Raw genomic sequence first — 25,901 nt, forward strand, 5'->3', positions numbered from 1 at the left:
TGTTAAAACAAGAGAGCAGAAGATGTATTGTTTTAATAAATAACAATTACTACCCCGTGGAAGACTTGAACCGTTAAGGGTCAAAACGGTTATATCAGATATTAAAAAATGAAACAAACAGGCAACCCAGCATTGAAACGCAACAGGCAACTAATCTGGTTAGAGAAGGTACTGGAAGGACCAATGATTTTTCTCGGATTCGTTTGGCTGGTTTTACTGATCATAGAATTGATATATGGTGTACACCCTGTCCCCGAATTGATCAGCACGGCAATATGGATAGTTTTCATCCTGGATTTTGCCCTCAAACTAATTCTAGCGCCCCGCAAGCTTCTTTTCATTAAAAAGAACGTCCTCACAGCCATATCACTGGTAATACCTGCCCTGCGACTGTTCCGGATATTTCGTTTTATTCGCTTACTCCGGATATTCAGGGGAACGCGGCTTATAAAGGTCATTGCCAGTTTGAACCGAAGCATGAAGAGTCTGAACGCAACCATGCAACGCAGAGGATTCGCTTATGTAATGGCTCTTACATTAGCCGTGATATTTGCCGGTGCCGCCGGAATGTATGCGTTTGAAAAAGATAACGGCGGCCTAAGTTCATATGCAGTCTCGCTTTGGTGGACCACCATGCTCATCATGACAGTGGGAACAGATTTCTGGCCGCAGACTGCCGAAGGGCGGATTCTCTGCACCTTACTTTCTTTGTATGGTTTTGCCGTATTCGGTTATATTACGGCCACGCTGGCTTCGTTCTTTGTAGGTAAAGACGCGATGGAAAATGATATTGCCCGAGTCTCATCCAAAGACCTCGAAGAAATTAAATCTGAGATAAAAGAGCTGCGTAATTTACTCCCTCAAATTCTGATTGATCCGAAAAACAAGTCGGATAATGCCGGAAATTGAATCAATTTCCCTTATCGCTCTGCAGCCTGAACTCCAGATTATCGGCCACATCGCCTTCGGACATGCTTTTGATACTAAAGGAGACACTGGCAGGCAGGGCAGTCATTTTTAGCCTGTCCATCTGCGCTTTGTCCACCGAAGCAGTATACTTGCCGGGCGGCAGTCCAAGGAAGCTGAAATATCCGTCGCTCTCGCTTAATGTGCGGCCGGCAAGAGTAGTACCATCCCGATAGATATTAATAATTACACGTCCCTGCCCGGTTAACCCGGCATCGTTTAAGTATACCATTCCGGAAACTTCCCCCAAAACTTTTACCGGAATTTCTATAAGTTTCATTTTATTTGCTTCGGTAACCACACTGTAGGTTGTGTCTTTTAATTGCCAGGCTATATTATCGAAGCTGTTTGGATTCAATTCAATGAGATAATTCCTGTATGCTTCCAGGTCAACTATTCTGATAGTAGTGTCGCGAAGGTCGGTTTGTATACGGCCTCCATTAACCTTTAATTTCAGACCGTTCATTTTGGGCTCATTTTTGTCCCTCTTATTGTTTCCGTTAATATCAAGATAGGGATATACCACAATCCCTGCTCTGCCGTTATTAACCCGGTTGTTTGCACTCCAGTAGTTCGTCTTTCCGTCGTAAAATGCACCTCCCCTTACCGACTGTGTGAAAGTCGCCCTGTTATTTACCTGCCTGGCAAAAAATGAAGTACGGGCAAACGAAAGATCCAAACGCAATCCTAATCCAAAACCCTGAGTATTGTAATTAAAGTTTCTATCGTAAGTTAGATTCAGGAACCCGCGTCCAAAAACTTGCTTCTCGACCTCTAACTTCAGCTCATTTATCTTGCTCCGCGTATATCCGTATTGCAATTGTGGCCGTAACGTAAGTCGCGAAGGAAGGCGTAACGCAACCACCATTGTGCTATACATATTTACAAAATCCGCATCGCTTGCCAAAGCATAGGTGGTCAGGTTCAGACTTACATTTTTAACCATCGCCGACAGTAACAGGTCGGTTAACGTGTGTTGCGTAGTTGGATAAACAATCTGGTTAAAAGTAAGCCTTGAAAAGCCGGAAAAGCCTTTAGCCCTGAAAGGCTTCGCTATCATGATTTTACGCTCTTCGTTAAAATTCTGATTAATTACCGTTTGCCCCTTTTGATAGCGGGCGTAATTTAATTCAACCAGCAGATTGGAGGGTAAGCGATAAGTTAATACATTTCGCAACCTTACTCCATGAGTATAGTCGCTCGAAAGCAGGATATTCGGCATGACTTTAAAAGATGCGTTCAAAAAAGGCATAATGTTACCATTATTTACCGAAGATAAATATTCAAGGCCTGCTCCCATCGTGAGCCCCTGGGTAACGCCAAATTTTACATCGGCTCGCGAAAACCTGCTGTGCCGATTGTCTTCTACCAAGCCTGCGCTTACACGGTATTCAAATTCGTTCTTCGGAAGAAAATTGTAAGGCACATTAATAGTCTGCTCACGGCTGCGCTCTTCGCCCCATGGACCAAAAAACCTGAGCTTGACAACCGAGTTTCCATAGACCAAGGGTACCTGAAAGCTGAAGAAACCCGAAGCATCAGCCTTTACATAATCAAGTAAAACATTGTTTACATAAAGCTCAACAATCCAATCGGGTTCGGTAGAGTCGCTGATGGTATACGTACCAAAGGACCGGCGATACGTTGTAGGCGAATTAGAAAACTGTAAGCCAACCACCGGAGCCATTAGAGAGGCGGTAGAATGAGCAGGGATTTTCCCGGCCAGTACCTGCCTCAAATATTTTTTTTCGTTGTTAACGTGGCGCCATAAATACGATTGTTGACGCATATTGAAATCCTGGGAGGAATTATAGTCCAACATGAAATTGGTTTCACCTCCGGCTAATACTGTCCCGAAACGAAGGTTTACCTGAGTATTGCTTAAGCCGGCTATTTGCTGCCGCGATGCCACCGACCAATCCAACGCACCGAAGTTAAAGAGTGAGAACGCCCTCTTTACGATTGTATCTGCTACCACCTCGCTCTTAAACTTCTTCAGATTGCTTCGCATTAATTCCTGACGCCGCTCGCGTATCACGGGAAGGTCGAGCTTAGTACTCATGGCCATCGAAAGGCCGCGAAAATCAAAACTGCAATGAAGGTCGAAGACTTTGCCAAAAACGGTCGATTTAAGATACAGACCCATAGACGTTTGAATCAACTCGTCGGTTTCTAATGGGTAGATCTTATCTTTTAAAACAATCCGTCCACGCAACCTGTCGATCAGATACGGCATATTCTGTTCAATAAAAAAACCGGATACAGAATCCAGCTCAGACGAGGCGGTATTTTTTATCCGCAGGTAATCAAAAACATCACTTACTGCCAGAAAAGCCTGTTCATCCTGTATCAAAGCTTCCACTTCCCTGCCACCCAAACCTGCAACGTTGAGGTGGATCGACGTCTCTTCATATCTGGGCTCCTGCTGCGCTCTGCTAATAAATGAAAACAGAACAAAGAACAATACGCACACCACGCGTGATTCGCAAAAATGAAAGTATTGGCTTAAACGAGGCATAAGTAATGCGGGCTCCCCCGGCTATTCCTGATGAAAAGTAATAGAAAACGAACCTGTATAATTTCCAGCGGGACTGTCGTTGCGATTTCCGACAATGAGAGCACCTCCTATTTTTACCTGAGTACGACCGGGAGGCGAAACTGCCGTAATCAAGGGAAACTCAGGCTCGAGACTTCCTAATTTAAGGGTAATTGAGCCGCCATTGCTTCCAGACAAAGTCACATCAGGGCTCATTGAAACCGAGACCAGAGTTCCGCTTGGAGCCTCTATTTCAAAAATCGCCTGCGAATAGGAAACGCCCATATTCATGAGAACAATATCGCCCGAGGCTGATCGTGAACCTGAAGGAGTTATTTCAACCGATCCGCCCGAACTTCCCTGGTAAAAGGTCCCGAAATTAAAATCCTGGACCGGATAGACGGTCATTTGCGACTTTGCAGGAAAGCTTAAAAACGCCAGTAGAAACGTACTTAAAATCACCTTAACCCAAAAATCACAATCGTATTTTTGTTGTAAATACATCATAACGCACTTATCTTCCGACAATATCGTATTACCTTGGGGAATAATTAATTCAGAACCAATTCTGAACTGGCCAGTTTTTCAGACTTTCCGTCGACTGAATTTGTATAGGATAAAAGTAGTTTTCCGGATGTATAATCTATCCCCGCTTTATTGTCGAGCTTGATTTTTACTTCACGGGCTTGGTTTGGTGTATAGACCGATAATCCCCTTACCATCCCAACCGGTGTAATTTTTCCAGTGTTTGAGATGTGTTGTACACTAAAGTCTCCGTAAACTGACATATTACCACTTCTGTTAAATCTGGCGGTAAGAATTTTCAACGACTCGGGAGTACTTTCCAGTTTGATGTGTGAAATATTCACTTTCGCGTTAGAAGGCCCGGAACGAATGATCATTGGGATGCTTATGCCGAATACGGGTGTTAACTTTACAGAAAGTTTCGAACTGTCTGTTTGTGCAGATTTTTCCCCAAGCGGCGCTTCATTTGAAATGGCTCTGAAGTAAAGGTGTGATCTGTATTCCCCGGACGTCAACTTATCGTACTGCGATACCTGAACCTTGACAACTTGCGCCTCGTTTGGTGCCAGAGTAACGGTCCTTGGAAATATACGCAGATGTTTATCCGAGAAGTTTTGTCCGGCGTCCGGTTCCTTTATCTCCTCAAAAGTACCGTCATCTTTCATCCTTATTTGAATAAAGGATATGGCATACCGTGCGGTGTCTTTCCCGATATTTGCAAGATTGATCACCTGCGAGCGTTTGGAGTTATCAAACACAACACGCTTAGGTGTAATAAGCAGGTTGCCTTGAGCCATCAGGACCGAAGAAAGGCCCATGATAAACAATACTGCAGAGAGCCTGCGGTAAAGGGTAGAGGTTAAAGAGAGAGCGTTTAACATGGTATTTGAATATAAAAAAAGCGCCACCATTAGCAGCGCTTTTCATTGTTTTAGATTTCTTAGTTATAGTTAACAGTTACAGTCAAATCTGTAGTGTTGGTATAAGTTCCAGGAGCTTGTCCGGCAGCAACATGAAGAGTAGCGCCAACCTTCAAGGTTTGTGTACCCAGGGTTAAAACTCCGGTTGCATCTGGATCGCTTGTAAAAGTATCAACATCCATCTCGTTAAGACCATTTACAATGGTTACCGTAGTTGGAAGAGTAATAGCGTAAGTATAATCTTCTTCTCCTTCTACAGTAAAAGACGCTGCTGTAGGAGAACCGGTTGAAAATGCTGGCAAAGTTACTCCAGAAGTTCTCGCACGGCTATTATCGGTTGCCAATACTGCTGTACCGCCAGTTGAAGCCTGTACTGCTACGTTTCCAAAATTCATATCAACGTTTTTCGTGATAGTAATTGGAGTGATAATAGTGGCAGAAGCGTTTGCGGTCGCATCGTCTTGTGCAAATGATGTTGTAGATGAAAGCCCGATCATCACAATTGCAAGGGCAAATAATTTTGTAAAATTTTTCATGTTGTTTTTTAATTTCCCCCCTTTACGCCAGGAACGGGCAAATGTTTCACAAAATGTAGAAATATGTAGAATAAATTCCCAACAATCACAATACCTCAAGAAATCGAGATGGAGATATCCTCCGAGCAGAACATCAGACCAAGTTTGCGCACCGGGCAACCGTAAGAGGCGATGCCGCGTACCTCTTATAAAACAACCAATCTCATAATTATGAACCTCAACCCTTTACCTAACCGGCACTCAGCCAAATACCTGGTGTATTTAATGGCGGTCTATGTTTTCATTTCTATTTCTTGCAGTAAGAGCGATGGAGATCCTCCAGAGCCAGAGCCTGTAAGTACTAAAGCGAGTAACCTGGCATACTCGCCCACATCGCTTACTTTGACTGCCGGCACAGCAGGAACATCGAACAAGCCAACAGTCGCGGGCACTTTGCCTATTACATTCACGGCAAGCACTTCACCCAACAGCAACGGAGCAATTACCATCGACAGCGAGGGTAAAATCCATGCCGCAGCAACGCTTGCTGCCGGCACTTATAATGTTTCTGTAACCGCCAGCAATTCTGCAGGCGCAGCCAGTTTCAGCAATGTCTTTACTGTAACTGTAACTGCATCTCAAACGTCTCAGAAGCCTCAAAATTTAGCCTACAATCCTAACTCGGTTACGGTAACGCAAGGCACGGCGGCAACATCTGCTACCCCTACTATTACGAGTTCTGGCGCTGTAACTTATACCCTCAGTTCGGCACCCGCAAGCACCGCCATAACGATTAATGCTCAGGGCATAATCTCGGCAACCAACGCCTTAACAGCGGGGACTTACCTTATCTCTGTTACGGCTGCAAATGCAAACGGCAGCAATTCCTTCCCAAACATTTATACTATTCAGGTAAATGCCCCCGGCACCACTTCCGTAACTTATACAAACGACATACAGGCCATCATTGCCAACAATTGCGCGTCCTGCCATTTTAGTGGAGGTACAGGGGGGATAAGTTTCAGTTCGTACACAGCTGCAAAAAACAATATTGATAATATCTTAACCCGCATCAAGTTGGCTCAGGGAGCACCGGGCATGATGCCGAATGGAGGAACACGATTACCACAAGCTACCATAAACCTGATTCAGAAATGGAAAGATGATGGGTTGTTACAATAGTAGATGATGAGATCGAGGGGCGGCGCCTGTACAATACTACGAAAAGGGCACGCCTCTTAATCTCTCCTTGAAAAGCTGGGGGAACAAAGTTTAATCCGAAAGGCTCGTTAAATTATACACAGGCTACAAAAGGCGCTTTACCGAACACCTAACTGACAAACGTCTGCTATTGGACCACGATCAACACCCGTTTATTTATTTTCGGCGGCGGCTTCTCTCTTTTTCTTAAAGTATCCTCTGAACAGAATATTGCCCTGCAAAGCCTTTAAATCTTCATTCAGATTATAAGTACTATTTTCAAGGTTAAGCAGAATTCTTTTAATCTGTTCTGTCGATTGCTGGTCGTTCAACAGCATCCCTACCGGGTTATCCTTCTCGTTCAACTGAGCGGATGCATTATTTAAGTTCTGTGCCAGTGTTGAAGCAGATCTTGATGCTTTCTGGAGTTCGTTCACAGAAGCCTGTAACCGCGCAAACACAACAGTATCTGTCAGCATTTTATTTGCCAGCCCACCCTTTGTATTTAAAGTATTAGTAAACCTGTTAAGTTCGCCAACCATTCTGTTAGCCGACTCGGTGGTTGTTTTTAGGTTAAAAACTGCAGCTTTCAGATCCTCCGACATCTTTTCATCAGAAAGCAATGCGCCCGCAGCGCCCTTGCCCTGCACCAGATTACTTGAGATCTTTTTAAAGTCGCCGGTTATTTCAAGCAGATTTTTATTGTTTTCCTGGAAGGTTCTCATGATCTGATCGGTAGACAATGATGTGTTTACCTTAAGCTGGTCGCCATCCTCAACCACCGGAAATCTAGGTGTTCCACCGTCGATCACTACCAGTTTATTTCCAATAAAACCTTCCGAGCCGATACTTGCCATCGCATCTTTATGAATATATTGCTGCGCGCCTTTTTCGATATTCATGATCACCTGCACCTGCGCTGTACCATAAAACTGTATTTTTTTGATGGTTCCCACCTTCACCCCAGAAAACCATACGTTCCCGCCGGTTTTAAGTCCCTGAATGTCATCAAATACCACATTAAGCTCAATGCTTTGTACGAACGTTTTCTTCTGGCTCCCTAATGTGAAAATCCCAAACACAAAAATCAATAGCCCAATAAAAATAAACAAACCCACCGTTACTTTACGGCGATCATCAGTTACCTGCATATTTTACTCAATAAAATTATAATCATAAAAAGCCTTCACCCGTTCGTCCTTATGCCCAAACACCTCGTCGAAAGTACCCTGACAGGCAAATTTTCCATCAAGTAACATAGCTATCCGGTTGCCTACAGCCTTGGCGCAGGTCAAATCGTGTGTAATTACAATGGAACTGGTATGAAACCGTTCCTGAACTTCGTTTATCAGACTGTTAATATCCAGACAGGTGATCGGGTCGAGACCTGCTGTTGGTTCGTCATAAAGCATAATTTCAGGCTGTAAAATAAGGGTACGGGCAATTCCGATCCGTTTTCTCTGGCCACCCGAAAGCTCAGAAGGCATCTGGTTGATAGCCTGACTTAAGCCTACCGCTTCGAGAATTTCCTCAACTGCCTTATTTTTTTCTGCTTTACTGATACTGCGCTGGTTACGAACAAGCGGAAATTCAAGATTCTCCCGAACAGTCATACTATCATACAAAGCACTGTTCTGAAAGGAAAAACCCACTTTAAGCCGCAGAGCAAGCAATTCTTTGTAGCTGATCTGGTCAACTTTTTTTCCAAGCACCACAACACTACCGCTATCAGGCTTTAACAGTCCTACAAGTATTTTGATCAAAACCGATTTTCCGGTACCCGATTTACCCAATACTACCAGGTTTTCGCCTTTATACAATTCGAGGTCAACCTGCTTTAGCACGTCGAGAGGCCCGAATGATTTGTTCAGATGCTTAATCTCAATTACCCGTTCTTTACTAAAATCTGTTACTGCCTTTTGCTGCATATTAAACGGATCTGAATAACGAGAAAAACTGTACAGAAATTACTTCCTCGAGGAAGATCAGAAACATCGCAATAACGACTGAAGAGTTAGCTGCCTTTCCTACTCCTTCGGTTCCTTTAGACGAATTGTATCCCTGGTAACAGCCTACCACCCCGATGGTAAAACCGAATATAATGGCTTTGAAGGTTGAGGCTATGATATCAAGAAAGGTGATCGACTCAAGCGAAGATTGAAAAAAAGCAGCCGCGCTGGTACCCTCGTTAACCGTTACGTTTAACAGCGCTCCAAGCATGCCAACCATAGCGGTATAGAACGTGAGGATAGGAATAGTTATGGTAGCAGCCAATACACGGGTAGAAACCAAAAATTTAAAGGGGTTAGTTGCCGATACTTCCATAGCATCAATTTGCTCAGTTACCCGCATAGAGCCTAACTCGGCGCCGATGCTGGATCCAACTTTTCCGGCAGCAATTAGCCCGGTTAACAGCGGTGCCAACGTTCTGAGCAAAGCTATAGCCACCAGCGAAGGCAGCCAGGAAGTGGCCCCAAACTCGGATAGCGACGGCCTGCTCTGCTTTGTAAAAACCATCCCGGTTATAAATCCGGTAGTTGAAATTAACAGCAACGACCTGTATCCAATATTATAACACTGATTTATCAGCTCGCGACCTTCGTAAGGAGGTAAAAACCCTTCCTTAAAGAAGCGAACAATAAACTGTCCTACATCAAAAAGAGTTAGAAACATTCTGGTTATTTTACCCGGACGTTTTGCGGTCTTCGCCGGATTGCTGCCTCTTTTTTTCATTAATATACTTGCGTTATAGCACAACCTGACGGATGATGATTGCAATGAAGGTTAACCAACCAAAAGTCTAAATGTTCCAACGGAAAAACCGGGAATACATTACATTTTAAGGCCACCCACCCGTCCGGATTTTTTTTAATTTTTAAAAACTGTATTAAAGATGAATGGGTATTATTCGGGTAATCAAGGTGCTGCCCGGTGCTTTGATTACATAATGAAACATTTACATCTAATTTTTTGCAAAGCTATGAAAAATTTAAAGAATGCATCAATTACACTGCTGCTGGCAGGGCTTATTGCAGCTTGCTCATCAACACGAACGGGAACAGGTGCCGGCGTTTGACCTCCAGTACATGAGGATGATGCTTCAGGACCATCAGCAGGCAATTGAATTATTAACTGCCGCATCTCAATCAACAGATCCGGAAGTAAGGGCATATGCGTTGAAAACACTGCCTGCTAAATCTCATTTCAACCACGCCAGAAGCGTGCACAACCGGGCTTATTAAATGAAGCTTCAGCGTACAGAGGAGGATGTTTCAAAAGCCGTTCCGTCAATAGTGCTTATCTAATGTTGTCGCAACGAAGTACCGAGCCCAAATGCTCAACCGATACCAGCTGTCGGATTATTACGACTGTTGAAACCCCCGCCTTTTAAAACTTACCGCACATCTACTGACGCTGAGTAATTTACGGGAATAAAAACAGGTAATTATCTAAGAACTTGCAGTACTTCCCACCTTTTTCTTCCAAAAGATTCGCGATACCTTTGTAATACTATGAAAAAGATCGAAGCTGGCCGTTCCTCCAATTTGTATTGACCAGACAGCCAGCATTTTCTGTCGTTCCATTTATCTGCAAAACATGAAAACATGCACCATCGTACCAAGTACCTTGTTCTAATTTATAAAGACCTACCCGATACCGACTTTTTATGTGAATGTAATGGCGGAATCAGGCTCAAAATCACGAAAGTAAATAAGCGTCGATTTTTTGAATTGTCGAGAAAATCGCTTTGCGCAATCGTAGACACATGCGTATTGGTTTTTGAGGACGTTAGTCACTCTTTAGTTTCGAAGAATGACATATTAAGGGCAATATCCTGGTATAAGAAATGGAGGGGTGAGCCAAGGATGTTACTACTAAATGCCGATCACTAATATGGGGAGGAAAATTGTATTGATTCAGGACGACATGGACTGCCAGGAAATTATGCGCATTATTTTAGAAAATGATGGATTTGAAGTCTTATCGCCCCCTTGTAAGCAGGAATTATTCAAGGCAAACCCAGATTATGATCTGGCTATTATAGATGAATATGCTGTGGGAAAAACCGGACTTCAAATTTGCAAACAACTAAAGGAAGATGAAGAAACCTGTAATATTCCAGTAGTTCTTAGCTCTGCCGGAACAGAGCTGGAAAGTGCGGCCATATCCTGCCATGCAGACCGCTACCTTGTAAAACCCTTTGACATTAACTACTTTTTAAAGCTCGTCAACAGCCTGCCAGGTAAAAACCATCTCCCCGGAGCTTCTGCCGCAAACCATCACTAAGCTGAATTTAATTTTTTTATCCATATGAAACCTCAACAGAACATCGCCAACGTAATGACCGACTTTTTTAATCATCTGCCAGACCCCCTGCTAAGCTCGTCACCAGCCATATTTGCCGACGTTAGCGTTGAAGGTGAACCGCTAAAGTTGATGGCACAAAAGATTAAAGGACAATCAGGACTTACCTGGAAAGTCAGCCCAATAGTTCCGTCGGGGATGAGATGACCTCTTCCGGGAGCAACATAAGAATAAGCAATAACAAAGAGGGTATGTATTTGAAATTCAGAACTACTCGATCAGTACCAAAAAGGGTATTGTGTGAAACTACACTTTTTGTCGATGGAATTCCGGCGTATTACGACTTAATCCGGGAGGGAATAAAATTTAGTTACTCCCCATCTTACGAGAATGTGATTGATCCATTACCCCGTTTTACCATTTGGAATGATGGTTTCGACTGGTTTATTGATTCTCCGGACATTGACAGTATTGATCGGGAGACCATAACACTTGCTATAAAAGAGATTGACAGTGATTGTTTGCCTAACCGGACTAACCCAAATCTCTCTTAACTAAATATCGTAGTCAATTCTGATATGGTAAATGCTCATTAACATGTTCTTAAATATCGACTTGATGATGTTTAAGTCTTTTAAAGTGATATTACTATTATTCAGCTGACCCTGCTCCAGTTTATAATCAATGATGCGGTCAACCAGCGAACTGATACTTTCTGCATCGGGTTCTTTTAAACTCCTCGAAGCAGCTTCTACAGAGTCGGCCAGCATCAAAACACCGGTTTCTTTCGAAAACGGAATAGGCCCCGGATACCGGAAAATATTTTCATCGATAAACTTTTCCGGAAAATTCTTTAAAAACGACTGATAGAAATAATCCATCCGGGTATTTCCGTGATGCGTTTTTATGAAGTCGATGATTAATTCGGGCAAGTTGTTTCTACGGGCTATCTCTACCCCCTTGTTTACATGGCGAATGATGATCTGCGCGCTTTCTTCGTATGATAAATTATCGTGCGGATTGCCCCCTTTATTTTGGTTTTCTATGAAATATTGTGGATTCTCCATCTTCCCGATGTCGTGATAAAGAGCCCCCGCCCTTACCAGCAAGGCATTACCTCCAATATTGAAAATCGCCGCTTCAGCAAGATTTGCTACCTGCAGAGAATGCTGGAACGTTCCTGGGGCCTTGTAGGAAAGTTCTCTCAATAGTTTTGAGTTAGTATTGGTAATTTCCATCAGACTCACGTCTGAAGTAATGCCAAAAACACGCTCAAAAGCATAAATCAAAGGATAAGCCAGAAGGGATAAAACCACGCTAGGTATAAACGGCACAAAACTGTACCAATCCATGTTAATCAGCGAGCCATTTCTCAACAATGAAATCCCTAAAAAGGCTACGAAATAGCTTCCTAAAATAAGCAATGCTGAAGTTAAGAACTGTTCCCGCTTTACCAGATTCTTGATACTATAAATAGCGGTAATGCCCGCAATGGTTTGTAAAAACGTAAATTCAAAACTGTTCGACACCACAAAACCTGCTATCAGAACCACCAGCAGGTGAATGTTTAGCGCCAGACGGGTATCGAATAAAATTCTGATAATGATTGGAACAATACAATAGGGGATATAGTAGACACTGGGTATTTTAAGCTTTATAGCCCATGTCAAAAAGATCAGCATACTTGTAATAACAAGCAGAATTAAAGAAAGCTGACGATTATCGCTGTAAATGTCTTTTCTGAAAAGGTATAAGAACACAATAAGCAGCATTACAACTAAGCCCACTAAGAGAAACTGCCCGAAGAAAATCAGCGTTTTATTGCCATTAATTTTCGCATCCTGCTCGTAAGTCTCTTTTAGCGATTCTAGCTTTTGATAAATTTCGGGAGTTATAACCGAACCGCTGGACACAATGGATTCTCCCTTTTGCACCATTCCGCGGGTAAGAGAAATATTATTTAAAGCTTCGCTTTCTACCTTGTCGCTTAGTTGCTCATCATAAATATAGTTCTGTTGAATATGATCACTAATTAAGCCCAAAAGCCATGCTTGATTCTTAATATCACTATGAATCTTTAATTGCTCCGCGGCATATTGCAACGCTTTCTCGGGACTTAATACCTCAACAGAACTAAGCTGCCGTGATACATTATCTGTTAGAAGATTAAAATTGTAATGTGTGCCATGTCGCTGAAATTTCTTACTCAAACTCATCACGCCCTGGCTATAGATATCGGTTAAAATAGCCGTCCCCACATCCTTATATAAGTTTTTCAATCTGAGATTTTGCCCAGACATATTCCACTTTAGTTCAAGGTCGGTAGCGAAGCCTTCCAGGCTCTTTTGAGCAAACTGCTGATTATTTTGATAAACCGGTAAAACAGCTTTCAACACCTCCGCTCTATCGGTATTAATCTCTTCCTGAGTTTTTTCTATCGCGAAGCTGTAAGGCGAGATCAGATCTTTATGCTGCCAGATCTTTCCCTTCTCGTATTCAAATCTGAAGCGGGCGTGTTTAGGTAAAATTGCAGTAATAACCAACACACAAACTATCATCATCACATACTTCGAAGCAGATGAATATTTCCGGTATAAAATAAGATGAGAGTTCTTTCTAAATTTTGCCACTTCTTAATCCTGATTCAATCAAAAATAGATAAGTTTTCATAATTCGCTAACTTAGTACAAAAGTAGTTTATACTCATCTACAATTATCAACGTTTATAAATGAGTTTGAGAAGTGCATCTATGAGAGACGTTTATATCTTATCAGCCGTACGTACGCCTATCGGCAGTTTTGGAGGCAATTTATCGACTGTACCGGCCACAACATTAGCCGCTGTTGCCATAAAAGGAGCCGTGGAGCAGGCGGGCCTCGAAAGTTCCGCCATCGAAGAAGTGTTTATGGGCAACGTATTTCAGGCGAACCTTGGACAAGCTCCGGCCACTCAGGCTGCAAAATTCGCTGGTTTGCCCGATATACCTGCAACAACCGTAAATAAAGTTTGCGCCTCAGGAATGAAAGCGATAATGCTTGCAGCCCAGGGAATTGCCTTAGGCGATATCGACATAGCTGTGGCAGGCGGCATGGAAAGCATGAGCAATGTACCCTTTTACCTGGATAAAGCCCGGCAGGGATATAAACTGGGACATGGGCAGGTAATTGACGGACTTGTAAAAGATGGGCTATGGGATGTTTATAACGATTACCATATGGGATCTGCGGCCGAGAAGTGTGCTTGCGACTACGGTATAAGTCGCGAAGACCAGGATAATTATGCCATTGAATCTTACAAACGCTCACAAAAAGCGCAAGCTGAAGGAACGTTTGAAGATGAAATAATTCCGGTAGAGATAACCGGTAAAAAAGGCGAAAAGACCTTAATAGCTATAGATGAAGAGCCCGCGACTGTTAACTACGATAAAATAGCCGGACTGAAACCCGTATTTAAAACGCCAGGAACTGTAACCGCTGCTAATGCTTCTACGTTAAACGATGGGGCCGCTGCGCTGGTAATGATTAGTGGAGAGAAGATGCGTGAACTGGGGCTGATACCTCTGGCAAAAATCACAGGCTATGCAGACGCACAGCAGCTTCCCGAACACTTTACCACCGCCCCTTCTAAAGCTATACCGCTGGCGTTGAAAAAAGCCGGAGTAAATATTGAGAAGGTAGATTATTTCGAAATCAACGAAGCGTTTGCGGTAGTGTCGCTGGCAAATAATAAACTGTTGAATATTGATTCGTCAAAAGTAAACGTTAAGGGTGGAGCTGTATCGCTGGGCCATCCCCTTGGCGCCTCAGGCGCAAGAATAATGGTTACGCTAATACATATTTTAAAACAGAATAAGGCAAAAATTGGCGTGGCCGGAATTTGCAACGGCGGCGGCGGCGCCAGTTCTATAGTAATTGAAAATACAATATAATGAAGTTTTTTTTTTCGGTAGTACTTATTTTAGTCAGTCTCACTGTAAACGCGCAACATTCTGCCCAAACTAAAACTAAACAGCAGTTTGATGTGTACCTGGACAGTCTGAAAAAACTAAGCTTTCAGGTCATTAATAATCCCGCTGAACCGGAACGCTATAATGCAAATTATAAGATGGTTAAGACGCTGATCAGCACACTGCAACTTCCTAACTCGTTCAATCTGAGTTTCGACTCTTTAAAAACCATCTCGGTACTCACCTCTCCCGACCGCCGTTTCAGAATTTTCACCTGGCATGTAATGAATCAGGATGGAAGCTATCGGTATTACGGAACCGTGCAGATGAACAGTCCAAACGGTAAACTACAAATGTTTCCACTGGTAGACCATTCTCACGAACAAAAAAGTCCGCAAGACAGTGTAACCACCAATTCAAATTGGTATGGCTCGCAGTATTACAAAATAATACCAGTGCTTTATAACGTGCGCACGCCGTATTATATTCTGCTTGGATGGAAAGGAAACACAGTAAAATCGACTAAAAAAGTGATTGAAGTATTGTCTTTTAAAGACAATAAGGCTGTTTTTGGAATGCCTGTTTTTGACGGAGATAAAGAAAACGTCGGTAAAAAGAGAATCGTTTTTGAATACAACAGACAAGTTTCTTTACTGCTGAATTATCTTCCCAGGGAGGGGACTATTGTTTTTGATCACCTTGCTCCACCTGATCCTAAGATGAAGGCCATGACCGACCTCTACGGACCTGACCTGTCGTATGATGGATACAAACTGGTAAACGGAAGATGGAAGTTCGTGCCCGATCTTCAGTTGAAAAATTCTCCTTCAGAACTCGATGAAGAATTTAACGATCCCAAAAAGCCGACAAAAGGCGTGGTAAACAAAGTCAGATAGTTTCTGTTAAGTATTCTAAGCCAATATAAACGTGCCTATGAAGCATCTTTCCTTCAGCGCCTGTTACTTTGTACTTTTCCAGCTATTTTTTCAAACCGCTTTTTCTCAAACCACGAAGCAAATTACCCTCGAGGATATTTTTCAAAAGAAAACGTTCACAGCGCGAACTATTCAGTCGCTGCCATCAATGAAAGACGGGAAGAGCTATGTTTCAACCAGATACAATAGAGATGGCGAAAAATACTTAGCCAAGAACAGCTACAGTACAGGCGAAGAAATCGGCATGCTGTATAAAGAAACTGACCTGATTTACAATGGCGACACGCTGGAACTGAGTGCTGAATTTAGCGAAGATGAAAGAAAGGTGTTGCTTTCAGCCGATGAAGAACCTCTTTACCGGTATTCGGTAAAGGCCAACTATTACGTTTTTGATATTGCTTCGAAAAAAATAACGCCGGTTTCTACAACAGGAAAACAACTATATGCTACATTCTCTCCTGATGCCAGCAAAATAGCTTTTGTGAGAGAAAATAACATTTTTATAAAAGATCTGGTATCAGGTGACGAAAAGCAGATAACCAGCGACGGAAAGATCAACCATATCATTAACGGACGGTTAGATTGGGTATATGAAGAAGAATTCGCGTTTGAGAGAGCTTTCTTCTGGAGTCCCGACAGCAAAAAAATCGCCTATTATAAGCTCAACGAGACTGAGGTTCCGCAATATTCAATGACGGTTTTTGATAAGCTCTACCCCACTCAATACGTTTATAAATATCCGAAGGCGGGTGAAAAAAACTCTGTTGTAAGTGTTCATTTTTACAATCTTACAGATAACAGCACAACTACAGCCGATATAGGTAAAAATCCAGACCAGTATATTCCGAGGATTAAATGGACAGCCTCTTCAAATACCCTTTGTATTTTGAGAATGAACCGCCACCAGAACAAACTCGAGTATTTACTTAGTGATGCCTCTACAGGTCGCTCCAAAGTCATCCTTACAGAAGAAGACGAGCAATATATCGACATTGAAAAAGAACGGCTTACTTTTCTGGACAATGGCAGGCAGTTTATAAATGTCAGCGAACGCGACGGTTTTAATCACCTTTATTTGTATGATTTGAACGGAAAAATTATAAAGCAGCTTACTAAAGGAGATTGGGAAGTTACCGAAGTTTACGGCGTAGATGAGAAAAATGGCATTATCTATTACCAGTCTGCCGAGGTTTCTCCGCTTAGGCGTGATGTCTATTCTATAAAACTGAATGGCACAAAAAAAACTCGCCTAAGCCAGCGTGAAGGGACAAACGATGCCCGATTCAGTGATAACTTTCAATTTTATATTTTAAGTCATTCGGCAAAGAACACTCCACCGTACCTTACCCTGAATGAAAAAGGCGGAAAGCTGATTAAGGTGCTTGAAGACAACAATTCTCTCAAAAAGACGATCCGCGAATTCGGTTATCAGAACGCAGAGTTTTTCAGCTTTAAAACCTCCGGAAAACTTAATTTAAATGGCTACATGATAAAACCCGCGAACTTTGATCCGCGGAAGAAGTATCCGGTGCTGATGTATGTTTATGGAGGACCGGGCCATCAGGAGGTTTCGGATAGCTGGAGCAGTTCGGCAAGACCGCTGTGGTTTCAGATGCTGGCCCAAAGAGGTTATATCATCGCCTGTGTAGATAATCGGGGAACAGGTTACAGAGGCGCAGCTTTCAGACAGGTCACTTATCTACAACTTGGAAAACACGAAACTACAGACCAAACAGAAGCCGCTGAATGGTTGTCCCAACAAAGCTACGTAGACCCTTCGCGCATTGGGATCTGGGGTTGGAGCTATGGAGGATATTTATCATCGCTCTGCATCACGAAAGGTGCTGACATTTTTAAAATGGCAATTGCCGTGGCTCCGGTAACCACCTGGCGTTTCTACGACACCATATATACCGAGCGTTATTTACGCACTCCGCAAGAAAACCCGGAGGGTTACGATCAGAACTCCCCCATTAATTTTGCGGATCTGCTGAAAGGAAAATTTTTATTGGTTCACGGCACCGGAGACGACAATGTACATTTTCAAAACAGTGTGATGTTTTCAGAAGCGCTTATCCAGGCAAACAAACCATTTGAACAGGCGTATTACCCGAATAAAGCACATGGAATCACAGGAGGAAATGCCAGTATACACTTATATGGCAAAATGACCAGATTCATAGAAGAAAATTTATAGATTTTCTATACTCGCGTTTTACTAACTCTGATATATTTTATACCTTTTAGAAAAAAAAGATGGATAAAAAGCATGAAATGATAGGCCACCCACTGGGATTGTTTATTCTGTTCTTCACAGAAATGTGGGAAAGGTTTAGTTATTACGGCATGAGGGTGCTTTTCGTACTGTATCTAACAGCGGAATTGGTTCAAGGCGGACTGGGTTGGTCGCGCGAAAGCGCAACCATGCTTTACGGCTGGTACACAGGTTTAGTATATATTACCCCCATTTTAGGGGGATTAATTGCCGACCGGTATTTGGGATATAAGAAAGCCATCATTATTGGCGCCGGCCTCATGACCCTCGGGCACATTGTCCTGGCAGTTGATGCAGTCCCCGCATTTTATGCCGGATGCGTGCTACTGATCCTGGGAAACGGTTTTTTTAAACCCAATATCTCATCGATGGTAGGACAATTATATCCCGAAGGAAGTCCTTTAAAAGATTCTGCCTATACCATTTTTTATATGGGAATTAATGTAGGGGCTTTTTTGGGTATTTTACTTTGCGGATACATTGGCGAAACTGTAGGATGGCATTATGGATTTGGTCTTGCAGGAGTATTTATGTTTTTTGGTCTTTTACAGTTTTGGTTCGCCAAGAAATTCTTTGGTGTAATCGGCGAAAAGCCAACTCAACTTACTGCAGATCAGCAAGCTGAAGTCAAAAACGAACCATTAACCAAGGTAGACAGAGATCGCCTGATAGTAATAGCGGTATTCTCGTTTTTCACCATTTTCTTTTGGCTGGCTTTTGAACAGGCTGGCTCGTCAATGAATTTATATGCGCGAGATTATACCGACCGCACCTTGGAACCCGGACTTGCAGCCGATACCTTCAAAATCATAAACACTATTATCACTCTTATCCCGCTGGCCGTTTTAACCTGGTTATGGATAAATATGTTTAGAAAGATCAGGAATGAATATGCGTTAACGGTGGCCTCAATGGGCGTGAGTGTGGTTGCTATTTGGGGACTCGCCATCTGGATGTTGAGCAGACAATATTCTGCTGATGCACTCGAAATTCCGGCATCGTGGTTCCAAACCCTCAACTCTTTATTTATAGTTTTACTTGCACCACTTTTCTCGGCATTGTGGGTTAAACTGTCCGGCACTAAACTTAGTCCTAGCGGACCTGTAAAATTTTCCTGGGGTTTAATTTTGGTAGCTGTCGGCTTCGGTGCCCTGGTGATCGGATCAATGAGTATTCCCGCCGGTGCTCTTACAGCACGGGTTAGCATAGTCTGGTTATGCTTCGCCTATCTTTTTCATACCATGGGCGAACTTTGTGTCTCGCCTGTAGGCTTATCTTATATCAGTAAGCTATCTCCAAAAAAATTCGTCGGAATGATGTTTGGTATATGGTTCGGTGCTTCCGCTTTAGCCAATTATTTAGGCGGCTTTATGGCTAGTTTTATGGATAGAATTTCCGAACAATCATCACTGTCCAGCTTTTTTATGATTTTTGTTATCGCCACAGGGGTTGCCGGACTTTTACTGCTCCTTCTGAACAGAACGCTCCGCAAAAAAATGCACGGCATAGAATAAAGCTTGATTAGGTGCAAGAAGTGTTTACTATCTTGCACCTTTAATTAGATCTTTAGTGTTAGCTGATAGCCTCGTCCTGATCCCCACTTATAACGAAAAGGAAAATATTGAAAAAATTATCCGAAAGGTATTTTCCTTAGCCCATGTTTTCCATATCCTCATAATCGACGATGGATCCCCGGACGGAACCGGAGATATCGTACGTCATCTGCAAGGAGAATTCGCGGGTAAACTCTATCTCGAAGAACGTGCCGGAAAACAGGGTTTAGGAACTGCATACATTTATGGTTTTAAATGGGGGCTTCAGCACGAATACGACTTTATCTTTGAGATGGACGCAGATTTTTCACATAATCCTGAAGACCTGATCCGATTAAGAGAAGCCTGTCTTGAGGACGCAGATGTTGCCATTGGATCGCGTTATATCAAAGGGGTAAATGTTGTTAACTGGCCCATGAGCAGGGTATTAATGTCGTACTTCGCCTCGGTATATGTACGGTTTATAACCGGCATTCCTATTCAGGATGCTACGGCGGGATTTAAATGCTACCGACGGATCGTATTAGAAACCATCGAACTAAATAAGATAAAGTTTGTGGGATACGCCTTTCAGATCGAGATGAAATTTACTGCTTTAAAACATGGATTTCGGGTAGTTGAAGTTCCCATTATTTTTACCGATAGAACGGAAGGCACTTCTAAAATGAGTACCAAGATCTTCAGAGAAGCTTTTTTAGGGGTTATTCAGCTGACTATAAATAGTTGGTTTAGAAAGTATGCAAAGCCCACAGAGTCCCCCAAACCCGAAAAATTATCCCAATAGGCTCAGGCTATTCCGCTGCAAAATCTGGGATATTTAACCGATTCCTATCGTAAAGCAAGTCGTATAACTAATATAGCCGGTCTCTCCGAGTCGCTAAACGCGGACAGCCGTTTCGAACGCTGTCTGACGTTGATAATTATTAAAAAAAACAATTTTTCTAATATTGACCCAGGCAAATAACTTTAACAATTGATATCGTATTCTTTACAGGTCAAACAAACCTATGAGGTTTTTGAAACCTCATAAGTTTACCAGGCTTTTAGCATACCCATAGAAATCCAAGCAATTTTCTATCTTTATTCAGCACCAATTTTCCCTGATGAAGACAGACCTCTATACCTCACCAGATTATTATTTACTAGACGAATTATTAAGCGATGAACACAAGTTAATCCGGCAAACGGTAAGAACCTGGATAAAGAAAGAGTTAAGCCCGATAATTGACGATTATGCACAAAAAGCTGAATTTCCGACGCAAGTATTAAAAGGTCTTGCAGAGCTGGGGGCTTTTGGCCCTACTATACCTCAGGAGTTTGGCGGCGCGGGTTTTGATTACATTTCCTATGGGATTATGATGCAGGAAATAGAACGCGGCGATTCTGGAATCCGCTCTACAGCTTCGGTGCAGGGCTCCCTGGTGATGTATCCAATATTCGCTTTCGGGTCGGACGAACAAAAAAAGAAGTATCTGCCTCAACTTGCAGCGGGGCAGCTAATGGGGGCTTTTGGCTTAACCGAACCCGACTTTGGATCGAACCCGGCCGGCATGCAAACCACCATCAAAGATGAGGGCGACTTTGTAGTGCTAAACGGCTCAAAAATGTGGATCTCGAATGCGCCATTCGCCGATATTGCCATTGTATGGGCCAAAGATGAGCAACAAGAAGTAAAAGGCCTGATTGTAGAGCGTGGCATGGAGGGCTTTAGCACTCCCGAAACGCACAATAAATGGAGCCTTCGCGCCTCGGCAACCGGCGAGCTGGTATTTACGCAAGTCAGGGTGCCTAAAGGAAATATCTTGCCCGGCGTCAGCGGGATGAAAGGCCCTTTAAGTTGCCTGAATCAGGCCAGATATGGTATCGCCTGGGGTGCTTTGGGAGCAGCAATGGACTGCTACGATACAGCTCTCAGATATGCTTTGGAAAGAAAGCAGTTTGACAGACCGATCGCAGGCTTCCAGTTACAGCAAAAAAAACTGGCCGAGATGATCACCGAAATTACCAAAGCCCAATTAATGGTGTGGCGCCTGGGCGTTTTAAAAAATGAGAACCGGGCAACGCCATCTCAAATTTCGATGGCAAAGCGGAATAGCGTGGAAACAGCTCTGAACGTAGCACGAGACGCAAGACAAATCCTTGGCGCAATGGGAATAACAGGCGAATATTCGGTTATGCGGCACATGATGAACCTCGAATCCGTAGTTACTTACGAAGGAACACATGATATCCATTTATTAATCACCGGCCAGGATATTACCGGAATTAGTGCGTTTACTTAGTACGGTAAGTTCAGTGCAAGAAGATGAATTGTTTCCAATCCCTACAGGTCTTTAAACAATCCTTATCTTTGCAACATGTTGTCAAATCAGCAGAAATATAGCCAGGTAATCAAAGAAGAGGCCAGGCGCCTGGGCTTTCTATTTTGCGGTATTTCGAAAGCTGATTTCCTGGAGCAGGAAGCTCCGAGGCTGGAAGCCTGGCTAAAAGGAGGCTCTCACGGAGAAATGGGCTATATGGAAAACCATTTCGATAAACGGCTGGATCCGCGGAAACTCGTGGATGGAGCCAGGTCGGTGATTTCGCTTGGCCTGAACTACTATTCCAAGGCTTCGCAAACCGATCAGGACGCTCCTAAAATTTCGAAGTACGCTTATGGCAGAGATTATCACACCGTGATAAAGAAAAAGCTTAAAGAGTTGCTATCGGTAATTAATGAGCGAATTGGAGAAGTTTCTGGCCGCGCCTTTGTTGATTCGGCTCCGGTGCTGGACAAAGCCTGGGCTCAAAAAGCGGGCCTTGGCTGGGTGGGAAAAAACACGAATCTGATAAACCAAAAAGCGGGCTCATTTTTCTTTCTTGCTGAACTGATCGTTGATCTTGACCTTGAATACGACATCCCAGCCACTAAAGATCATTGTGGAACCTGCACCCGTTGCATCGACGCCTGCCCTACCGATGCGATTGTTGGACCATATATTGTAGACGGAAGTCGCTGTATTTCATACCTCACAATAGAACTTAAAAACGAGATTCCCTCCGAATTTAAAGGCAAAATGGACAATTGGATGTTCGGCTGCGACGTGTGCCAGGATGTTTGCCCCTGGAACCGCTTTTCCACCATACATAACGAGGCTGCCTTTCAGCCTAATCCCGGGCTTTTAGATATGTCTAAAAAAGACTGGGAGGATATTACTGAGGAAGTATTCCAAAAAGTTTTTCAGAAATCACCTGTTAAAAGAACGAAGTATTCTGGATTAAAAAGGAATATTGATTTTTTACTTCTTAAATAAAAAACGGCTCCGAAGAACCGTTTGATAACTATTATTCGATAAAACTTCCGTCGCCGCGGCGTTGGATTTGTCGTCCCCCTCTCATTGGTGTACCTGTCCATTTCTGAGGCGTCCACCTGAAGCTCACCATAAAATACCGGCTTAAAGCGTTTGAGCGAACGTCAGTGAAACCGTTCTCACTAAGGTTTCGATTAACAAAATTATTTTGATTTAGCACATCAAATGCCTGAATACCGAGTGCGCCATTGTTACGTTTGAAGAATTGTCTCTCGATTGAGGCATTAATCACGAAAGGATTATTGGTAACATTGGCATTAATTCCTGAGACAAAGTTCTTCCTTGCGCTGAAATTCACTACATTTCTCTTCATCAGATAGATTCTACCATCACCGCTTATAGCAAATGTACGGGTATGATTGTTTCTGTTAGTTGAGATACTATAATTTGCTTTGGTGCTACTATAATTCACATTCGGGTTAAGTTCCAACCATTGATTTGGATTGATTTGCAAACCTAAACGTTCAATAAAGGTCCAGGATGTTCCATTATTTATAGTGTTATTAGTCATAGAAACACTTTTATTATATCTTATAGAACCAGATAAATCAAAACGGTATTTTCTTTGAGCCAGAGTTTTTTGAATTCCATAATTTCCACTAAATCCATGTGCTCCGTTTAAATTTAAATACCGTGTTTCAGTGATTCTGTTTCTAGGTTGAGCAGGATCGGTCACAATTACACTGTTTGTAGTGACCTGATTGTTATTAAGTGTTCCGGTAATGTTAGCAAAGAAATTCAAATTTCTGTTAGCGATGAAATTGTTATACCCAGCGGTAAGGTTATGTCTGAAGGCTACTTGTAAATCGGGATTACCAACTAAGATATTATTCGGGTTCGACTCGTCTCGAACCGGCTGAATTTGATCGAAAGTTGGCTCTTGAGGAGCCCCATTGTAACGTAAGTTAATGTTGTGAGTTCTTGAAAATTGATACTGAAAATTAGCGATGGGGATTAGTGTCAAATTTTTCCTGCTCACAGACGAATTTATATGTTCTTTTGCCCCTTCAAGAACAGTAGGCACCAGCGTAAGTCCTAACGATGTGTTAAACTTTGCCCTTCGTAAACTGTGTACTACGCCAATCCTTGTAGTGGTAAATCTATAATTAAAGATGTTACTTAATGAATCGATGCGGACCACGTTTCCGTTTACAACGTTATCTGTAAACCTGGTATTATCATACAGATTCGTGTTGGTGCTAATATTGAATCTAAGCGTTGAGCTTTGTGTCCTGCTTTGTACAGAGCCTAGAGGCTCAGAATATGTAAAGCTTGCTGAGTAGGTATTACTAAGATTCTTAGACAACATCAATCTTCGCACCAAAGAGTCTGGAAGCGGTTCTCCGTTGTTCTCGAACAGTCTAACGATTGCATCTACATCAGTGTCTTGCTCCCTATTATTAGATCTAGCATTTACGTTGACGTTGAAATTTCTGCCAGGCTTTTTGAAAATATGTGAATATTCCAGAGCTCCGCCCAGATTTGGAGTTTTATTTTCGGTTACATTTTTACCAATATCTGAACGATGAACGTAACCGGTTCTGACTCTGTCGTCATTTCGTATATTAGAAGATGTTGTAAAGCTGATACTCGGCGTAAATCTCAAAAAATTGGCACTATCTATATCATACTCCAAATCGAAATCGAAATTATGATTTCTCGAATTCTGACTTTGATCGTTATTAGTGTTTGTATAAACTACTGTATCCTGAGGTGTATTCATTACAGGATCCATTACAGGCTTGCCGAACCTATCAGTTACTACAGTAAATTCCGTAGAATTACTTAGGTTGGTAGAAGTATTATCGTTGAGTCTGAAAGAGTAGCTGGTGTTCATTTTAAGCTTCGGGCCAAACTGATCGCGAAACCCGATTTGACCGCCTCCTACCTGGCTAATCCCGCCGCTTCCACCGCCACCGCCGCCGGCACCACCACCGAAGTTGTTGCCGCCGCCGCCAATGTTACCACGTCCACCACCACCGAAGTTACCGCCACCACCAAAGCTTCCTCCACCTCCGCCAGCAACTCCAGTAACAGTATTATTGAAATTCAAGCTCATATTGATCTGCTGATTCCCATTAAGACGGTTACCCGATATTGTGGTACCATACCGTTCATTATTTCCCGCACTTGCTAGTAATCTACCATTATTACCTACAGACCTATCTCTCCGGGTAGTAACGTTCAATACCTTAGTTGGTTCACCATCTTTGATCCCGGTTCTGGTGGCCTGATTACCAAAATCATCTACAAATTGGGCCTTTTCAACGATTTCAGCTGGAAGGTTCTGAATCGCGGAAGCTACATCACCGCCAGCGTAATCCCTACCGTTTAATCGAAAACGCTGGACCTGCACACCTTGATGTGTTACTGTACCATCTGCACCTATTTCAACGCCCTCCATTTTTTTCAACAACTCATCTACAGTTGCATTAGGCTTTACGACATAATCGCTTGCTCGATATTCAACAGTATCCTCCTTATAAGTAATTGCCGGCGTACCATTTATCGTAACCGCATTGAGCATATTTTCGGATTCTTTTAAAATAATAGGATCTAATATAAGCCGGTTACTCCCCTCATTAAAAAGAAAACGCTTATTAAAATTAGCAAAACCTATACTTCGTACTGAGATAATAAATTCTCCCGCTTTCACATTTTTGAACACAAAAACGCCGCTATTATTGGTGACAAGCTTGGCCGAATCTGCAGCGTATTTTAGTACAACTACGGCTCCAATTACGGCATTATCGGTAGAGTCTTTTACAATTCCGCTGATTTCTCTGCCAGCAGGTACTGATGCGGGGGTCTGGGCATAAATGGTCCCTCTGAGCAACATAAGTGCGAGAAGGGCGAGTAGATTTTTCATTGCTA

At 42.7% G+C, this 25,901-nt stretch carries 22 protein-coding genes; 13 read left to right on the forward strand and 9 right to left on the reverse strand.

Going from position 1 to position 25,901, the window contains the following annotated elements:
• The first annotated feature begins 108 nt into the window (after nucleotides 1-108).
• On the forward strand, nucleotides 109-909 hold the full coding sequence (locus tag J3P43_RS08295) for a potassium channel family protein (protein WP_255901128.1): 801 nt from the start codon (nucleotides 109-111) through the stop codon (nucleotides 907-909).
• A gap of 1 nt (nucleotide 910) precedes the next feature.
• Here J3P43_RS08295 and J3P43_RS08300 read toward each other — a convergent pair whose 3' ends face one another.
• From J3P43_RS08300 to J3P43_RS08315, 4 genes are all read right to left on the reverse strand, one after another.
• Nucleotides 911-3,439, reverse strand: coding sequence for a hypothetical protein (locus tag J3P43_RS08300; RefSeq protein ID WP_255901129.1), 2,529 nt, complete (start codon nucleotides 3,437-3,439; stop codon nucleotides 911-913).
• Nucleotides 3,440-3,505: 66 nt separating this feature from the next.
• The gene (locus J3P43_RS08305; protein ID WP_255901130.1) at nucleotides 3,506-4,009 is read right to left on the reverse strand and encodes a DUF4402 domain-containing protein; all 504 of its coding nucleotides are present in this window, start codon (nucleotides 4,007-4,009) and stop codon (nucleotides 3,506-3,508) included.
• A 44-nt stretch (nucleotides 4,010-4,053) separates the two neighbouring features.
• A complete protein-coding gene (locus J3P43_RS08310) occupies nucleotides 4,054-4,908 on the reverse strand; it encodes a fimbrial biogenesis chaperone (RefSeq protein ID WP_255901132.1) in 855 nt (284 codons plus the stop codon).
• A gap of 59 nt (nucleotides 4,909-4,967) precedes the next feature.
• The gene (locus J3P43_RS08315) at nucleotides 4,968-5,483 is read right to left on the reverse strand and encodes a DUF4402 domain-containing protein (protein ID WP_255901134.1); all 516 of its coding nucleotides are present in this window, start codon (nucleotides 5,481-5,483) and stop codon (nucleotides 4,968-4,970) included.
• Between the two features lie 210 nt (nucleotides 5,484-5,693).
• Between J3P43_RS08315 and J3P43_RS08320 the strand changes: the two genes are divergently transcribed.
• On the forward strand, nucleotides 5,694-6,644 hold the full coding sequence (locus J3P43_RS08320; protein WP_255901136.1) for a c-type cytochrome: 951 nt from the start codon (nucleotides 5,694-5,696) through the stop codon (nucleotides 6,642-6,644).
• Nucleotides 6,645-6,835: 191 nt separating this feature from the next.
• On the opposite strand, the gene J3P43_RS08325 is transcribed toward J3P43_RS08320, so the two are convergent.
• From J3P43_RS08325 to J3P43_RS08335, 3 genes are read right to left on the reverse strand one after another with little or no spacing between them, the layout of a single operon-like run.
• Nucleotides 6,836-7,813: an MlaD family protein gene (locus J3P43_RS08325; RefSeq protein ID WP_255901137.1), complete on the reverse strand. Its 978-nt coding sequence runs from the start codon at nucleotides 7,811-7,813 to the stop codon at nucleotides 6,836-6,838.
• 3 nt (nucleotides 7,814-7,816) lie between these two features.
• Nucleotides 7,817-8,590, reverse strand: coding sequence for an ABC transporter ATP-binding protein (locus J3P43_RS08330; protein WP_255901139.1), 774 nt, complete (start codon nucleotides 8,588-8,590; stop codon nucleotides 7,817-7,819).
• Between the two features lies 1 nt (nucleotide 8,591).
• On the reverse strand, nucleotides 8,592-9,395 hold the full coding sequence (locus J3P43_RS08335) for an MlaE family ABC transporter permease (RefSeq protein ID WP_255901140.1): 804 nt from the start codon (nucleotides 9,393-9,395) through the stop codon (nucleotides 8,592-8,594).
• Nucleotides 9,396-9,658: 263 nt separating this feature from the next.
• Between J3P43_RS08335 and J3P43_RS08340 the strand changes: the two genes are divergently transcribed.
• The 4 genes from J3P43_RS08340 to J3P43_RS08355 all read left to right on the forward strand — a co-directional run bounded on the left by J3P43_RS08340 (nucleotide 9,659) and on the right by J3P43_RS08355 (nucleotide 11,521).
• A complete protein-coding gene (locus J3P43_RS08340; protein ID WP_255901141.1) occupies nucleotides 9,659-9,904 on the forward strand; it encodes a DUF4142 domain-containing protein in 246 nt (81 codons plus the stop codon).
• Nucleotides 9,905-10,556: 652 nt separating this feature from the next.
• Nucleotides 10,557-10,949 (forward strand): response regulator, encoded by a 393-nt coding sequence (locus J3P43_RS08345; protein WP_255901143.1) that lies wholly within the window; start codon nucleotides 10,557-10,559, stop codon nucleotides 10,947-10,949.
• Nucleotides 10,950-10,973: 24 nt separating this feature from the next.
• Complete coding sequence (locus J3P43_RS08350) at nucleotides 10,974-11,174, forward strand: hypothetical protein (RefSeq protein WP_255901144.1); 201 nt, start codon at nucleotides 10,974-10,976, stop codon at nucleotides 11,172-11,174.
• 44 nt (nucleotides 11,175-11,218) lie between these two features.
• Complete coding sequence (locus J3P43_RS08355; RefSeq protein ID WP_255901145.1) at nucleotides 11,219-11,521, forward strand: hypothetical protein; 303 nt, start codon at nucleotides 11,219-11,221, stop codon at nucleotides 11,519-11,521.
• On the opposite strand, the gene J3P43_RS08360 is transcribed toward J3P43_RS08355, so the two are convergent.
• Entirely contained in the window at nucleotides 11,522-13,525 is a 2,004-nt protein-coding gene (locus J3P43_RS08360) for an HD family phosphohydrolase (RefSeq protein ID WP_255902316.1), read from the reverse strand.
• A 192-nt stretch (nucleotides 13,526-13,717) separates the two neighbouring features.
• On the opposite strand from J3P43_RS08360, the gene J3P43_RS08365 reads away from it, so the two are divergent.
• The 7 genes from J3P43_RS08365 (at nucleotide 13,718) to queG (ending at nucleotide 22,970) form a co-directional block, all read left to right on the forward strand.
• A complete protein-coding gene (locus tag J3P43_RS08365; RefSeq protein WP_255902318.1) occupies nucleotides 13,718-14,896 on the forward strand; it encodes an acetyl-CoA C-acyltransferase in 1,179 nt (392 codons plus the stop codon).
• A complete protein-coding gene (locus tag J3P43_RS08370) occupies nucleotides 14,896-15,810 on the forward strand; it encodes a hypothetical protein (RefSeq protein WP_255901147.1) in 915 nt (304 codons plus the stop codon). The genes J3P43_RS08365 and J3P43_RS08370 overlap by 1 nt, the downstream gene beginning before the upstream one ends.
• Nucleotides 15,811-15,847: 37 nt before the next feature.
• Nucleotides 15,848-18,046 carry a S9 family peptidase gene (locus tag J3P43_RS08375; RefSeq protein ID WP_255901148.1) on the forward strand — a complete coding sequence of 733 codons (2,199 nt, stop codon included), beginning with the start codon at nucleotides 15,848-15,850 and terminating at the stop codon, nucleotides 18,044-18,046.
• Nucleotides 18,047-18,105: 59 nt separating this feature from the next.
• Nucleotides 18,106-19,638, forward strand: a complete 1,533-nt coding sequence (locus tag J3P43_RS08380) for a peptide MFS transporter (protein ID WP_255901149.1) — start codon at nucleotides 18,106-18,108, stop codon at nucleotides 19,636-19,638.
• Nucleotides 19,639-19,693: 55 nt separating this feature from the next.
• Entirely contained in the window at nucleotides 19,694-20,461 is a 768-nt protein-coding gene (locus tag J3P43_RS08385; RefSeq protein WP_255901151.1) for a polyprenol monophosphomannose synthase, read from the forward strand.
• Between the two features lie 319 nt (nucleotides 20,462-20,780).
• Nucleotides 20,781-21,959 carry an acyl-CoA dehydrogenase family protein gene (locus J3P43_RS08390; RefSeq protein WP_255901152.1) on the forward strand — a complete coding sequence of 393 codons (1,179 nt, stop codon included), beginning with the start codon at nucleotides 20,781-20,783 and terminating at the stop codon, nucleotides 21,957-21,959.
• A 75-nt stretch (nucleotides 21,960-22,034) separates the two neighbouring features.
• Complete coding sequence (queG, locus tag J3P43_RS08395) at nucleotides 22,035-22,970, forward strand: tRNA epoxyqueuosine(34) reductase QueG (RefSeq protein ID WP_255901154.1); 936 nt, start codon at nucleotides 22,035-22,037, stop codon at nucleotides 22,968-22,970.
• A 31-nt stretch (nucleotides 22,971-23,001) separates the two neighbouring features.
• Here the strand turns inward: queG and J3P43_RS08400 are convergent, their stop codons facing one another.
• Nucleotides 23,002-25,896 (reverse strand): TonB-dependent receptor, encoded by a 2,895-nt coding sequence (locus J3P43_RS08400; RefSeq protein WP_255901157.1) that lies wholly within the window; start codon nucleotides 25,894-25,896, stop codon nucleotides 23,002-23,004.
• Nucleotides 25,897-25,901: the final 5 nt, after the last annotated feature.

It is taken from the genome of Paradesertivirga mongoliensis, assembly GCF_024436395.1.
Classification (GTDB): domain Bacteria; phylum Bacteroidota; class Bacteroidia; order Sphingobacteriales; family Sphingobacteriaceae; genus Paradesertivirga; species Paradesertivirga mongoliensis.